The sequence below is a fragment of the Streptococcus sp. VTCC 12905 genome (genome assembly GCF_049893385.1).
Lineage (GTDB): Bacteria > Bacillota > Bacilli > Lactobacillales > Streptococcaceae > Streptococcus > Streptococcus suis_AA.
In genome coordinates, this window is the sequence record NZ_JBMVJC010000005.1 from 1 (window position 1) to 13,483 (window position 13,483).

The 13,483-nt window shown below is 34.4% G+C and carries 15 protein-coding genes and 4 pseudogenes; 15 read left to right on the top strand and 4 right to left on the bottom strand.

Features of this window, described 5'->3' with window-relative positions:
• The 7 genes from ACPC58_RS02870 to ACPC58_RS02900 form a co-directional block, all read left to right on the top strand.
• Positions 1-432: aminoglycoside 6-adenylyltransferase (locus tag ACPC58_RS02870; protein WP_148406363.1), on the top strand; the 432-nt coding region annotated here is incomplete at its 5' end.
• A 43-nt stretch (positions 433-475) separates the two neighbouring features.
• Positions 476-1,003 (top strand): phosphoribosyltransferase family protein, encoded by a 528-nt coding sequence (locus ACPC58_RS02875; protein ID WP_002294507.1) that lies wholly within the window; start codon positions 476-478, stop codon positions 1,001-1,003.
• 131 nt (positions 1,004-1,134) lie between these two features.
• Positions 1,135-1,923, top strand: coding sequence for an aminoglycoside nucleotidyltransferase ANT(9) (ant(9), locus tag ACPC58_RS02880; RefSeq protein WP_027622104.1), 789 nt, complete (start codon positions 1,135-1,137; stop codon positions 1,921-1,923).
• Positions 1,924-2,517: 594 nt separating this feature from the next.
• Positions 2,518-2,850, top strand: coding sequence for a PadR family transcriptional regulator (locus ACPC58_RS02885; RefSeq protein ID WP_013297369.1), 333 nt, complete (start codon positions 2,518-2,520; stop codon positions 2,848-2,850).
• Entirely contained in the window at positions 2,843-3,505 is a 663-nt protein-coding gene (locus ACPC58_RS02890) for a hypothetical protein (RefSeq protein ID WP_099252563.1), read from the top strand. The genes ACPC58_RS02885 and ACPC58_RS02890 overlap by 8 nt, the downstream gene beginning before the upstream one ends.
• Positions 3,506-3,998: 493 nt before the next feature.
• Positions 3,999-4,967: a class II aldolase/adducin family protein gene (locus ACPC58_RS02895; RefSeq protein WP_434065180.1), complete on the top strand. Its 969-nt coding sequence runs from the start codon at positions 3,999-4,001 to the stop codon at positions 4,965-4,967.
• A gap of 219 nt (positions 4,968-5,186) precedes the next feature.
• Positions 5,187-5,846 (top strand): nitroreductase family protein, encoded by a 660-nt coding sequence (locus ACPC58_RS02900; RefSeq protein ID WP_434065181.1) that lies wholly within the window; start codon positions 5,187-5,189, stop codon positions 5,844-5,846.
• 179 nt (positions 5,847-6,025) lie between these two features.
• On the opposite strand, the gene ACPC58_RS02905 is transcribed toward ACPC58_RS02900, so the two are convergent.
• On the bottom strand, positions 6,026-6,382 hold the full coding sequence (locus tag ACPC58_RS02905) for a transposase (RefSeq protein WP_434065182.1): 357 nt from the start codon (positions 6,380-6,382) through the stop codon (positions 6,026-6,028).
• Here ACPC58_RS02905 and ACPC58_RS02910 point away from each other — a divergent pair.
• Both ACPC58_RS02910 and ACPC58_RS02915 read left to right on the top strand, forming a co-directional pair.
• The gene (locus ACPC58_RS02910; protein WP_434065183.1) at positions 6,348-6,584 is read left to right on the top strand and encodes an IS3 family transposase; all 237 of its coding nucleotides are present in this window, start codon (positions 6,348-6,350) and stop codon (positions 6,582-6,584) included. The genes ACPC58_RS02905 and ACPC58_RS02910 overlap by 35 nt on opposite strands.
• A gap of 109 nt (positions 6,585-6,693) precedes the next feature.
• Entirely contained in the window at positions 6,694-7,221 is a 528-nt protein-coding gene (locus tag ACPC58_RS02915) for an HdeD family acid-resistance protein (RefSeq protein WP_434065184.1), read from the top strand.
• A gap of 94 nt (positions 7,222-7,315) precedes the next feature.
• On the opposite strand, the pseudogene ACPC58_RS02920 reads toward ACPC58_RS02915, so the two are convergent.
• Together ACPC58_RS02920 and ACPC58_RS02925 are read right to left on the bottom strand one after the other, a co-directional pair.
• A pseudogene (locus ACPC58_RS02920) lies at positions 7,316-7,786 on the bottom strand (transposase); the annotation flags it as partial.
• 83 nt (positions 7,787-7,869) lie between these two features.
• Positions 7,870-8,535: pseudogene (locus ACPC58_RS02925) on the bottom strand (IS30 family transposase); the annotation flags it as partial.
• Here ACPC58_RS02925 and ACPC58_RS02930 point away from each other — a divergent pair.
• From ACPC58_RS02930 to ACPC58_RS02940, 3 genes and pseudogenes are all read left to right on the top strand, one after another.
• Positions 8,527-8,718: pseudogene (locus tag ACPC58_RS02930) on the top strand (IS30 family transposase); the annotation flags it as partial. The pseudogenes ACPC58_RS02925 and ACPC58_RS02930 sit on opposite strands and share 9 nt — an antisense overlap.
• Positions 8,719-9,342: 624 nt before the next feature.
• Positions 9,343-9,486: a hypothetical protein gene (locus tag ACPC58_RS02935; RefSeq protein ID WP_434065185.1), complete on the top strand. Its 144-nt coding sequence runs from the start codon at positions 9,343-9,345 to the stop codon at positions 9,484-9,486.
• Positions 9,487-9,676: 190 nt separating this feature from the next.
• Positions 9,677-9,859, top strand: a pseudogene (locus ACPC58_RS02940) (hypothetical protein); the annotation flags it as partial.
• A gap of 169 nt (positions 9,860-10,028) precedes the next feature.
• Here ACPC58_RS02940 and ACPC58_RS02945 read toward each other — a convergent pair.
• Complete coding sequence (locus tag ACPC58_RS02945; RefSeq protein WP_217374987.1) at positions 10,029-10,478, bottom strand: Hsp20/alpha crystallin family protein; 450 nt, start codon at positions 10,476-10,478, stop codon at positions 10,029-10,031.
• 354 nt (positions 10,479-10,832) lie between these two features.
• Here ACPC58_RS02945 and ACPC58_RS02950 point away from each other — a divergent pair, with 354 nt between their 5' ends.
• The 3 genes from ACPC58_RS02950 to ACPC58_RS02960 all read left to right on the top strand — a co-directional run bounded on the left by ACPC58_RS02950 (position 10,833) and on the right by ACPC58_RS02960 (position 13,477).
• The gene (locus ACPC58_RS02950; protein WP_434065186.1) at positions 10,833-11,057 is read left to right on the top strand and encodes a helix-turn-helix domain-containing protein; all 225 of its coding nucleotides are present in this window, start codon (positions 10,833-10,835) and stop codon (positions 11,055-11,057) included.
• A 147-nt stretch (positions 11,058-11,204) separates the two neighbouring features.
• On the top strand, positions 11,205-11,987 hold the full coding sequence (locus ACPC58_RS02955) for a tryptophan-rich sensory protein (RefSeq protein WP_434065187.1): 783 nt from the start codon (positions 11,205-11,207) through the stop codon (positions 11,985-11,987).
• A 74-nt stretch (positions 11,988-12,061) separates the two neighbouring features.
• Positions 12,062-13,477 carry a cryptochrome/photolyase family protein gene (locus ACPC58_RS02960; RefSeq protein WP_434065188.1) on the top strand — a complete coding sequence of 472 codons (1,416 nt, stop codon included), beginning with the start codon at positions 12,062-12,064 and terminating at the stop codon, positions 13,475-13,477.
• Positions 13,478-13,483 lie beyond the last annotated feature (6 nt).

Consider the following 13,483-nt stretch of genomic DNA (forward strand, 5'->3'; position numbering starts at 1 on the left):
CCAAGCGCAAGGGAGTATGATGATTGCTGCAATGAATTTTGGAATGTAACACCTTATGTTATTAAAGGATTGTGCCGCAAAGAGATACTGTTTGCAATCGATCATCTGAACCAGATTCTACGGTTTGAACTACTTAGGATGATGTCGTGGAAGGTTGGGATAAAGACAGAATTTTCATTAAGTGTTGGGAAAAATTATAAGTATATTAACAAATACATTGATGAAGATCTATGGAATAGATTATTATCTACATATCGCATGGATTCCTATGAAAATATTTGGAAGTCATTATTTATATGCCACCAATTGTTCAGGGAAGTGTCCAAAGAGGTAGCAGAACTACTGGGGTTTGATTATCCAGAGTATGGTAAGAACATAACAAGATATACCGAGGACATGTATAAAAAATATGTTGAAAATGACTATTTTTAAAGATTAGCAAAGATTATTAACCATAAGCAAGGGGTGTAAATGTATGGAAAGTACTGATGTTATAAATGAAATTAGAGGTATATTACCTCGTAACTCAATTGGAAAATATGATTTACTAACTATTTTTACACATAAAACCGTTTTTGATAAAATTGTAAAAGTACTATCATTGGATTTTCAAAATAAAGTAGATTATGTGGCTGCCCCAGAAGCAATTGGATGGATACTAGGCACTGCCATAGCCAAAGAACTTGGAGTGGGGTTTATTGGAGTAAGAAAAGGTGATAAGCTGCCATACGCAAAAGAAGAGATTATTTCGACACATTTTACCGACTATTCAGGTCAAGATAAAAGCTTTGAAATATCTAAGAGTTCTATTGTGAGGAACAAAAGAGTTTTGATTGTAGATGATTGGATAGAGACAGGTTCTCAAATGAAGGCTTTAATAGCTTTGTTAGAGAAATTGGATTGCAGCATTATTGGGTTGGCTACTATTGGGATTGATATAAATGAGGTTACTCAAAAATGGATAGACAGCAGTTTTGTAGCTTATATTGGCTCAAACATATAATAAACCGAAAGAAAATCTTGAATCAAAATTTTGGATGGCGTTAATTTACAATACAACGAAAGATGTTTACTCTTTTTTTATAAATTTTAAGAGGCGTTAAAAAACAGTTTTCAGACGAAAGGAGATCGAAGTTGAGTATAGATTTAAGTAACAAAAAAATTCCGAAAGAAGCAATTCAAGCATTAAAAACTATAGCGGAACTACTTGATAATATGTTAATTGGGGTGTATTTGTATGGTTCGGCAGTAATGGGTGGTTTACGTATGAATAGCGATGTAGATATTTTGGTAATAACAAATCAAAGTTTATCTGAAAAAACTCGAAGGAATCTTACAAATAGGTTAATGCTTATATCTGGGAAAATAGGAAACATAAAAGATATGAGGCCTCTTGAAGTTACGGTCATAAATCAAAAGGATATTGTCCCTTGGCATTTCCCCCCCAAATATGAATTTATGTATGGCGAGTGGCTAAGAGAGCAGTTTGAAAAGGGAGAAATTCCTGAGTCGACTTATGATCCGGATTTAGCAATACTTTTAGCACAACTAAGAAAAAATAGTATTAACCTTTTGGGACCAAAGGCAACAGAAGTAATTGAGCCTGTGCCAATGACAGATATTCGAAAAGCAATTAAAGAATCGTTGCCCGGGTTGATAACTAGCATTAAAGGTGACGAACGCAATGTGATTTTAACTTTAGCCAGAATGTGGGTGACAGCATCTACTGGTGAAATCAGATCAAAAGATCTGGCAGCTGAATGGGCAATACCTCAATTACCTTATGAGCATGCCATTTTACTTGACAAAGCAAGAAAGGCTTATCTAGGAGGGTATATTGATAAGTGGAAAGGAATGGATTCTGAGGTGACTGAACTCGTTAATAATATGAAGAAGTCTATAGAGTCTTCCCTTAATCTCTAAAAGGCTGGTGTTGAGAATTCCATTGATAGGTTCTCTCATACCGAAATTTCTTAAAATGGTCAAAAACCGCTGGATATGTTCCCGTCTACCGATAGTTCCAAAAATGCTGCTGATATGTTTCCACAGACGGGCAAAGTAATATGACATCAATGCCATCAACTCGAGCCATGTGGAATGCGTAACATTGATGTCAAGGGTGTAAGCCTTGAACTTACTGGGTTTGCAGGATTATACTTATCTTGTCTACTCGACGTATAGTTTTAAATGCGTCCGCGGGAACATATCGATGGATAGAAAAAGAACCGAAAAATGAAGTAGGGTCGAGTTGATAGAATAGATAACGTCATAGAGTTGTGGAGATAGGATAGATGTAAAAATTGGTGATATTGAATTTAATATATTGAGCTGACCGCTGATCAGGAGATGAATTCTCTTGATTGGCGGTTTCGTTTTATTAATAGCTCATAAAAAATCAATTTATTGAGAATGATGTTATCATTTAGAGTGAGCAAAAAGAAACTTGACAAAGTTAGTATCTTGCAATATAATATACCTGTATATTGCATTGCAAGATACTAAATGGGAGGTTTTATTATGATTCCTTCACAAATGTTAAAAGGTGTGTTAGAAGGATGCATTTTAGAGATAATCCGAAAACAAGAGACTTATGCATATGAAATCTCGAAACAGTTAGAGCGATATGGATTTGGAGAGATATCTGAAGGAACAATATATCCTATTATTTTGCGCCTACAGAAAAGTGAACTTGTGAAAGCTACTTTACAAGACTCTAATAGCGGACCGAAGCGCAAATATTATCATTTAACTGAGAAGGGGGTTATTAGTCTAAGTGAATTTAAAGTTAACTGGCAAGAACTAGATCATGCGGTTAATCAATTATTTATGGGAGGAAAAGAACATGAATAAATTAGCAAAGGAATTATTAAAGAAAAATAATAATAGGGAAAAAGCGATATTTGATGAAAACAAAGAAATTTATACAAATATGATTGTCTACTTACGGGGTTCTGATTTATCAGAGTACAATCAAGAAGTTGTAAGAGGAGATATTATTGAACTAATTATTGATGGTCAGCAACGAGGCGATAATATTGAAAAAGTCATGGGAGGCAGATATAAGGAAATCTGTGATCAGATTATCGAAGCTATGCCTAAGAAGACAAAAAAAGATAAGGTGATGGATTTTTTAGATATGTCTCTTCATGCACTATGGGTTTTAGGTGTTATTTCTTTAGCTAAAAACTTTATAATTAGCTTAATTTCAAATAAAGCTGGGTTTGAGTTTATCTTAACCGTTGGGGATATTATAAATGGACTTGCAATTATCCTTATAGCAAATGTGATTGTATTGTATATTACTAAAACAGCATTTGGTGCAAAGAAAGAAAAAAAAGTAGTTTCTTTTTTAAAAGCGTGGTTTATTGCTGCAGCTGTTTTGGCAGCTATGATATTGAGTAATGTATACTTTAGAACCATTGCAGTGAATATTTCTTTATGGTTAGCAGCAATAACTGTCATATTGATTTTTGTTATTTGGAAAATTATAAGTGAAAGAGCGTAAATGAGATTTTCTTAATTTGATTTTGCTAAGTCGACGCGTTCCCGTCTACCGTAAGTGCAAAATTTGCGATAGATATGTTTCCGAGAACGGACATATCTCAAATGACATTTATTCTGTCCTCTCGTGCCATATAGAAGTAGTCGGTTTGTTAGAAAAACGCATTTAGGTTGTCCAGCTTGCTTACCTGTTTTCTGGCAAGCTGCTTCAAAGGTCCACTGGACCTTTGAACTCCCAAATACGCTTCATGTGGAGTGCGTAGTATTGATGTCAAGGGTGAATAAGTAAGAGTGTAATAAGATAAGCAAATAAGGGCTTTCCGTGGTTTGAGGTCTGGTTCTAAGCCGGAAGGATAATCACGGTTTTTTGCTTTGAGGGAAGTTATCTAAGATTGGTGAAATGCGAAATTTGTTCATTAGTAGATTAATTGATGTGATGAGTTGATAAGATAGTTGTCTAAATAATTGTGAGTTGACAAGATAAATGTTAATTTTAAGTGACAACAAACGATGAACAAATAATAGACGAAATTATAGATTCTTATATTCAATTACCTGCTCGTGGAGGCAGACAACAAAGACAAGAGAAAACACATCAAGAGTGGAAACGAATTCTACAAAGAGAAAGTCGCAATGGGTTCGGTCAAAATTCTGTTCTTGTTCATCGTGCCATTAGAACGTCAGGGAAAGCGTATTTATCTACAAAACAGGTATTTGTTTCAACTAAATTTGTTGTATATACAATGTCAACTTACGAGGAAGCATTGTTGCTGTCTACTTGGATGACAACCATTTTTTATCAGTTGATTTGTGAAGTAACATCTAAAGACCAAGAAGGAATGAGGAAGATGGAGGTTGCTGATATTAATACTACTTTTATTCCTCAACTTGATATGATTTCTTTAAATACCCGGAATCGAATAAATGAAATAAAAGATGAAATCGTATTTCTTAATTTAAAGAATCCCGAAATTAGGTTGAAATATGATAATGATGCAAAATACTATGTTTATTTATACAAGCATTTCGCTAATATTAAGGCTGTGGTCCATACTCATAGTACTAATACGGTCGCCTGGGCACAAGCCGGACGTTTTTTACCTGTATATGGAACAACACACGCTAATACTTTTTATAGCGAAGTGCCGATTACGCGTCATCTAACAAATGAAGAAGTCACAGAATCTTACGAATGGAATACTGGCAAAGTCATTGTGGAAGCCTTTGAAAATCAAAACCTTGATCCCTCAGCTATTCCCACAGTGTTAGTCAATGGTCATGGTCCTTTTACATGGGGAACCACTACGCAAAAAGCCATCGAAAACAGCTTGGTTTTAGACGAATGTTGTCAAATGGCACAGATGACTAAATCCGTTCGTTCAAACGCAGAAAAATTACCTCAATATGTGCTCGATAAACATTATTATCGCAATCACGGTGCTAATGCGTATTATGGACAAAATTAAATCTAAAATATTAATCGTAAATAAAATACAAAAACATGAAATAACAAGTTTTTACAAACGACAACAATAGCATAATTAATAAGATGGGACTGGAAAGAAACAATCGTGTCTATCTGGTCTCATATTTATTTTAATAAATTGGTTAAACTTTTCACAAATTCATTGCGAGTCCACCAGCTTTGTGATAAAATTAACTTATAAGAAAAGGGGAGTGTTTTCATGAGAGAAAAATTTTTAGCAAAAGATTATGTTAATAATGACTATAAAGATATCGTATTCAATCGTCGTTCATGCCGTCGATTTGACCCTAGTCAAAATATCAGTCGTGATGAAATCGTCGAAATGTTAGATGAAGCGACAATTACACCATCCGCATGTAACTTACAATCATGGCACTTTGTCGTCGTTGATAATGAAGAAGCTCGTAACAAAGTCAAAGCAGTCACGATGCCGTTTAACTATCCCCAATTAGAAACAGCACCAGTTACAATCTTTATATTAGGCGATACTCAATCACATAAAGTTTATCGCGAAGTTTGGACCAAAGTGTATGAAGAGGGCAAAATTACCAAAGAAAAATTAGACGCCATCTTCAATTCATTTTTACCAATGTATGAGAAAGCTGATCGCGACTTTTTAATTAAAGATGCTACCATAGACAGTTCAATGTTAGCAATGCAATTATTATTGGTTGCTAGAGCACACGGATATGAAGCGAATGCATGGGCAGGCTATAATTCAAAAGACTTAGTTGCAACTTTAAACCTTGATAATGAGCGTTTCGTGCCTGTTATGGCAATTTCAATTGGTAAACCAGGCGAAGAACCACTTGAATCAGAACGTTATGATGTGAATTCTAAAATTAACTTTCTAGCATAAAAATTGGCTCTTTGTCAAGAAGTGTTGATAGTGTATTTTTCCAGTTGCATGCAGGCTAAATTTCACAATCTATCAAGCAGTAGCTGGGAACCAAAAGGTTCCTAAGCTGCTGTTTTTGTTTCTAGTAATTTATATTCAATGAAGATGCGGTTTCGGAAATTAGAAAAGTTGCGATAGCCCTAGGCTGTCCGCTTGATGACCTTGATTTTATTATTAATCCCTTCCACTAATCCGTTTGAATAGTCGTAGCTCAGTGCGTTTACAATAGCTCTTTCGGATTGGCGGAATGTCTTCAAAGCTTGGTCCATCTTGGCAGAAAGCCCCCGTTGTTTCTCATGAATGAAGGACCGAAACAAATTCGGTTTCCGGTGCGTAACCGTAAAGACGATTGTTTGGTAGGCATTATAATTCAGGCGGAGACTCTCGTCCAAAGAAAGAATATAATCGATGATCCCCCGTTCCGTCACCGTTCCCTTGAAAAGTCTATGATAACGGTATTCTGTGCCATTCAACAGTTCTTCTTTTTTCAGAATCAATTTCCAATCTCAGTTAAAGAGAGAATGGATCAACAGGTTCAAAATTAGAGACTATCAACAGGCAAATCGCCTTGTTTTTGAATATGTCGAGGCTTTTTACAATACAAAGAGAATTCACGGTTACTGCGGATATATGTCACCCAATGATTCTGAATCTTTATATGAAAAAACAAAAGATAGCAGATTACAATTAGCCGGCTAATTTGAGGACTTTTTTCTCATTTTAATTTGTACTAAATCTTGACATAGGACCATTAATATGTTAATGTAAATAGTGAAGATAATTATAGAATTTAGAAAGGAGTCTTGTTTTGATTACGAAAAATGAGAATGGATTTGGTTGGGGGAGTCTGCTGTTGGCAGTGCTGTTCTTTATTGCCGGCTGGACCGCCCTCAACAATCCGCTGACCACTTTGATTGCTATGGGGCTTATGTTTGGGGTGATTGCTATCGTACAGGGGGGTTCAGCCCTGATGTACTACTTTGAGCTGAAAAAGGTGCTGCCCGGTAATCCTTGGTACTTGATCTTGATTGGCGTATTGGACTTGCTGGTTGGCCTTTATCTGGTGTTCAATCCGGCTGTCAGTGTGACGTTCCTGCCGATGTTGTTTGTGAGTTGGTTACTCATCGACTCCATCATGAACATTTTCCTGGCCTTCCGCTTGAAGGATAGCCAGAGGAGCTGGTTCTGGGTGCGACTCACCTTGGGCATCCTGGGGGTCGTGATCGGGTTTGCCTTGGCGGGGAACTTGTTAGCCGCCATCATTTCCGTCACCTACTTGATCGCGGTCTACTTCTTCACCGGCGCCATCATCAAGCTGATTGACGCGTTTGTCTAGTTGGCTTCTTCGGCTCTTTGTCAAATAGGACTGATGGCTCAATTATGGTCCGTATCACAAGAAATAGCTTTTTCTTGTGATACGGACTTTTTTGTTATTTTATTTTGATTAACCCGTTCGTTAAGAAAATTCTGGTTCGCATATTGTCATAAGATCTGAAGCCATAAGAGACTCGTTTTAACGTTTTGATGTGGGTGTTTTTCGCTTCAATTTTTCCATTGGAATAAGGGTAAATAAGGCCATTCCGAATGCCTACTTCATGATTGTCTAGGTTTTGAATGGCATGCCGGAATTCGGGATTTATCTTGTCTGACATTGATCTAATGATATCGAAAAATAAACCAGCATCCTTCTCTCTAAAAGCGTTTGTGATGTCATGAAATACTTGATAGGCTTCTTTTAATGGTTCAGAATAGCTCAGAAGCCGATCAATGACCATGGCTTCTGTTAGATAAGGGTACTTTGGTGCTCGGAAGCTTCGCCATGTTTTATATTCCGAAATATCAATGTTTTGGCGATTTTTTATCAATCGTTTCCAATTACTTTTTATTTTTCTCCCTCGAGTAGCCTATTGACCGCCTCTTGAAATCAAACGCTTGGCTTCAAGGGCTCTGAAGCTATTAAATGCAGTATTAATATTATTATTTGTCAAATTAAGCGAGACAACTGCTCTTCATTTACATAACTCAAAAAGACTTCCAATGGTGTCTGGTAGTTCAGTGATTTTCTGGGTATATGATTTCTTTTTGAAGCCACAGAGGAGATGAAATCCTGATTGACTTGATTGAAATCCATTTCTTTCGGTAGGCCATCTTTTCGAAGGAGACCATTTGAGTGTTCGTTTAAACCTCCTTGTGATGGTGTTCCTGGGTCTGCGAAATAAATAGCTATATCATTCGTATTACTGATATTTTTCCAATTTGAGAACTCTTTACCACAATCGAAAGTAATCGATTTAAAGAGACTTTTAGGAACCGATTGAAACCAAGTATTCGTTGCTTTTTCAATATCGATTGCTTTACGACCTTCAGGTTTCAAAGCAATAATGACTTTTGAAAGGCGTTCAACGAGGGTGATGACGGCACTTTTATGATTGACACCGACAATCGTATCGCCTTCTAGATGCCCGAACTCTGTTTCAAAAGAAGCATAATCCGTTTCTCGCTCAGCGATATTTCGTTTGAATGCTTGTTTTCCACGACGTTCTTGATGACAGTTTGGTTTTCGTTTCCCTTGCATAGGTAACTTACTTTGATCAAACTCACCATTTTTAAAACGACGATATAAGGTACGGACAGAATATGAAAAGGAACGAATGAACGGCATAACCGTATGCTGCGAGAATTTATCCCAAAGGGAGTCACTTTGCGTCCATTGTCCTATCCTCATTTACTGGCAGTAACCAATACGATCAACGACAGACCGAGAAAAATAATGGATTATGCAACACCTGCAGAACACCTTCAGGAAGAACTCGCAGTTTTACAAGCCGCTTAAGGTGTTTCGTTGATTCCCTATCCTCTTGGAGTAGAAACACCAACGATTCACCAAAAAAATGGTAAGGGATGAAAACACGCCCTACCGATAATGGCTTCAAACCGTTGGTAACACTGGATTGTTGAGTAATTCGCTGTCTATAAAGGTTTTTGTGAAAAGGGAAAATCCGTAGAGATCCTGAGATTTAAGCTCTTTCATGACTATTTTGCATTTGAAGAAGATGACCAAAATAACAAGCGAAAAGTGCTAAAAAAGTATTTTAATGTTTCAGTAGTGGTTGACTTAGTTAGTGGAGACACAAGAAAGTAAGGACAGTTAAGAATCAGCAAGGATTAAAATACTTGCTGATTTTTGCATTTATACTTTAAGACTTGTCAAAAGGACAAGTCAAGAATGGTGATTTTGATAATTCTAGAATGGCAAAAATGAAAAGTCTAGACTTGTTAAAAAGACAACCTAACTATATAGAGTATAGTTAGATTGATAGAGTTATTTAATCTTCTAAAAACTTTTTTAAAATAGCGAACCAAGCGGGTCATATTTTAACTGTTATATATAGGGGGTTTAAGTAGTCCTATTAGAATAAAGAAAGTCTTGGTAACAATTTTAAAGGAGGAAGAATAGATGGAGGACATATTAGAATATAGCATTCAGCTTGCCATGCCCAGGCAATTATTAAGTGAAAAGCTAATAAACAAGCAAGAATACTTTAAGCTTAAAAAGCTTCTTATGGAAAGACATAATATTTCTTCAGATTTGACCTGCTAAATTTAACTAGTCGCGGTTGAAAAGTATTGTATAGAAGAATACAAAAGTGAGGTGAGATTATGAAGAAGGTAGAAGTAATAAAAAGGGAAGGTCTTTTAAACGGTAGAAGAAATGGAATAGAGCTATCATTTTATATAGAAGAGAACCCTTCCAAGCTAGACTGTAGATACTCTGAGTCTAATGATTAAGCATAGCAGATGAGATTGATAACCTGCGTGAAAAACGTCAGACCCTTCTTGTAGAAGATGCCTCCCTTAGTGGCAAGAACGAGCGAATCAATGAGCTGATTGAATTTATCCGCACCAATAAATATCGGACTTTACTATATGATGATACTCTTGTAAGGAAGATCATCCAAAATGTTACGGTCTAGGGTGACCACTTTGTAATATACTTGAAATCAGGCATTGAAATTAAAGTATGAAAAACTGAAGTAATTTTTTACAAAGAAAAGCACATCGAGATTAAATGACCGATGTGCTTTTCTTTAGTTTACTCAACATCAATAGTAATGCTAATGACCAATGTGCTTTTTCTTTAGTTTACTCAACCTCAATTGTAATGCTATTGTTTGGTTTTTCTTCTTTCGGAACAATAATTTTTAGTACTCCATTTTCAAGTTTTGCTTTAATAGCATCAGGTTTGGAATCTTCTAAATAAATTGAACGGCTCATAGAATTATAACGTCTCTCTTTGTGAATATAATTCTTTTCCTGTATTTCATTGGTTTCGTCTCTAATGATAGAAATTGTTAATTTTCCATCATTAAGTTGAAGATTGATGTCTTTTTTATCAACACCAGGCATTTCAGCTTCAATGAGGTACTCCTTGCCATTATCTTCGACATCCACTTTAAAAGTGTCGTAAGAGAGTGTTCGTCTGAATGGCCAATCATTTGAAAAAAAGTCATCAAGTAAGTTGTAGAAGTCACCACTACCAGTGTTTGTAGATAGTTCTTTGTTTTTTCTGTTAAAAGGTACTAATCCAGCCATAATGATCAACTCCTTTTTATAACGTTTTATTAGCACTCTATTGTGTTAAGTTCTAATTATTATATATCATAAAAAAACAATTATGTCAATATATTTTTTAATTTTTTTTTGAATTTTATTATTTTTGCGTAATGTAATTTAAGATATATAATTTTATATTTGAAAAATTTGAAACTTATTATTCTAAATAGATTAAAATTAAAGCATGAAAAAATTGATACTGATAGTAAATGAATATAGAGCAGAGTTAGGGGGTTTGTTTTGGCTTTACAACCATGATAATATTGCTGAATCTGTTGCATTTATCAACCAAATAGGTTTATAATATTATTATCGTAAATTTGGAGATGCTGTATGACTACGGCAGAAATGATTAAAGAACTGTGTGAGCAAATGAATATAAGTGTTTCCGAACTTGCTAGACGTATTGGCCAGACTCCACAGAATTTCAATAAAAAATTACAACGAGAAATAATAACCTTGGATGAGTCGAAAGCGATTGCAGATGTGCTTGGTGTCAAATTTGAGCAGTCTTTTATTTTACCAGACGGGAATGAAATAAAGACAGGTAACGAGTAAAGGAGGCAATCAATTTATGAATTAATAAAAAGAACTGGAAGCACTTGTATAAAAAATTGTCTAAATATAAAACAATATAGATAAAAGGAATTAATAATTATTTTCAATTTATCAAAAAAAAAAACATATATGAATAGGAGTATAAAAATGAAAGAAAGAAAAAAAGCAATTATAAATATATTACTATTATTTTTAACACTTGTAATAAATGCCCTCGGAGCCCTCGGCCTAATCAATGGCTATTCACAAAAAGAGGTATCTGACAGATATTTGACCCTGATAACTCCAAGCCCAACTACATTCAGTATTTGGAGCATAATTTATATTCTTGTAATTTTATCATGTATTTTAATGGTAATTAGAAGTGATAATGATTACTATAAAAACGTTATAAATAGAATTACTTCGCTCTTCCGCTTTTCCAGTTTATTCAACATACTATGGATCATATCATTTTCTTATCTACAATTAGAATTGTCAGTTATTTTTATTGTTGCCTTTTTATTTTCGCTATCATTAATATTAGAAAAATTATTATCAATAAAATCTAAAGGGCATTTTATAATACCTTTATCATTTGGACTGTATGCCGGTTGGCTTTTTATAGCAACAGTTGTAAACATATCTGCAACTTTGGTTAAACTCAACTGGAATGGATTTGGAATATCTGACACTTTGTGGGCTTTTACAATCTTAATAGTAGCTGTAGTGATTGTATTTCTAATCAACGTAAAAAATAAAAACGCTGTATTCCCTTTACCGATAGCCTGGGCTTATTTTGGAATCAATAATTTTCTTAAATCAAGCCAAGGCTTTTCGGGGTCGTATCCTATATTAGAAAAAGCATCTATAGTAGGGATGATTTTACTTATAATGATATCAATTTTTAGATTTTATAAAAACAATTACAAAATTATTCCTACCACTTAAACTTAGTTTTTCTATTAACATATTTAATAAGATAATAAAATACAAGCCTAAACGAATAGGCATAGGAGAGCAACGTGGGAAATTCTGTTTTATGGATAAGAAATGATTTTAGATTTCATGATAATACCGCGCTAGTTAGTGCTATCAATGACATAAAAGATAATGAAAATCTTATATTTATATATCATTTAGATCCTGAGCTAATAAAGATTGAAACGACAAGTTATGCTTATTTTTTTTCTTCGTTGAATAGCTATTATGAAAGTTGTTTAAAAAAAGGTCTGGATATTTATTTTTTATATGGAGAAATTTTAACTTGTTTTGATACACTTCTCAATGAATTTAGTAACATAGACAAAATATATTATAATATTATTGAATGCGGATATGGGAAATCTCAAGAACAAAAGTTGAATAGATTCCTAAAAAGAAAAAACGTTGAAGTTTTCTCATTTTATGACCATCATTTACACTCAGCAAACAAAGTATTGAAAGAGGACAATTCTCATTATAAAGTTTTTACACATTATTATAATAAATGGATGAGTAGCAAAAAACCTGAAGAACAGAATATTGATTATGCTAAACTATCTGAGATTATATTAAGCGATTTCAGTAAAAAAGATCCTATTGGTAAAGAAAAGTTTATTGAATTAAGAAATCTTTTGAATAATGACTTTTCTATGTTTACAGGAGAAGAGAAGGCTAGAGAATGCCTTGCTGATTTTATGAACGCTAAACTTTGTAGTTACAACGAAAATAGAGAATATCCGTTTCTTGATGGAACAAGTCATTTATCGCATTATTTAACAACAGGTCAGTTGTCTGTCAGAGAAGTATTCAATGCTGCAACAATGATGCCTTTTTCTCTGGGACAAGAAATATTTATTAAAGAGCTAGCCTGGAGAGATTTCTATAATATGATATATTATTTTCATCCAAATCAGCACAATGAAGAGATAATTGAAAAATATAGATATATTAATTGGGAATATGATGAGGAAAATTTTATAAAATGGAAATCCGGACTAACTGGATTCCCTTTAATAGACGCAGCAATGCGCCAACTTAGAGAAGAAGGTTGGATGCACAATCGTCTTAGAATGATTACCGCTTCTTTTTTAATTAAAGACTTACTGATTGACTGGAGGCTAGGCGAAAAATATTTTTCTGAAATGCTCATAGACTATGATATTGCCTCTAACATTGGCGGGTGGCAATGGGCTGCATCTGTAGGAACTGATGCAGTCCCTTACTTTAGGATTTTTAACCCAATCACTCAAAGTAAGAAGTACGATCCTGAAGGTAAGTTTATAAAAAGGTATGTAAAGGAATTGGAAGATATTCCAACACAATATATACATGAACCCTTTAAATTTAAGAAACAACTAGAAGAAAACTACGGTATTGATATAAAAAAATTGTATGTAAGCCCTATCGTAGATCATAAAACGCAAAGACAAAAAGCGTTAGAAATGTTTAATATATAAATATTT

Excerpts from the sequence above, each read along its gene's own strand:
- ACPC58_RS02875 (WP_002294507.1), top strand. The coding sequence starts at position 476 with ATGGAAAGTACTGATGTTATAAATGAAATTAGAGGTATATTACCTCGT.
- ACPC58_RS02885 (WP_013297369.1), top strand. The coding sequence starts at position 2,518 with ATGATTCCTTCACAAATGTTAAAAGGTGTGTTAGAAGGATGCATTTTA.
- ACPC58_RS02890 (WP_099252563.1), top strand. The coding sequence starts at position 2,843 with ATGAATAAATTAGCAAAGGAATTATTAAAGAAAAATAATAATAGGGAA.
- ACPC58_RS02900 (WP_434065181.1), top strand. The coding sequence starts at position 5,187 with ATGAGAGAAAAATTTTTAGCAAAAGATTATGTTAATAATGACTATAAA.
- ACPC58_RS02935 (WP_434065185.1), top strand. The coding sequence starts at position 9,343 with ATGGAGGACATATTAGAATATAGCATTCAGCTTGCCATGCCCAGGCAA.
- ACPC58_RS02945 (WP_217374987.1), bottom strand. The coding sequence starts at position 10,478 with ATGGCTGGATTAGTACCTTTTAACAGAAAAAACAAAGAACTATCTACA.
- ACPC58_RS02950 (WP_434065186.1), top strand. The coding sequence starts at position 10,833 with ATGACTACGGCAGAAATGATTAAAGAACTGTGTGAGCAAATGAATATA.
- ACPC58_RS02955 (WP_434065187.1), top strand. The coding sequence starts at position 11,205 with ATGAAAGAAAGAAAAAAAGCAATTATAAATATATTACTATTATTTTTA.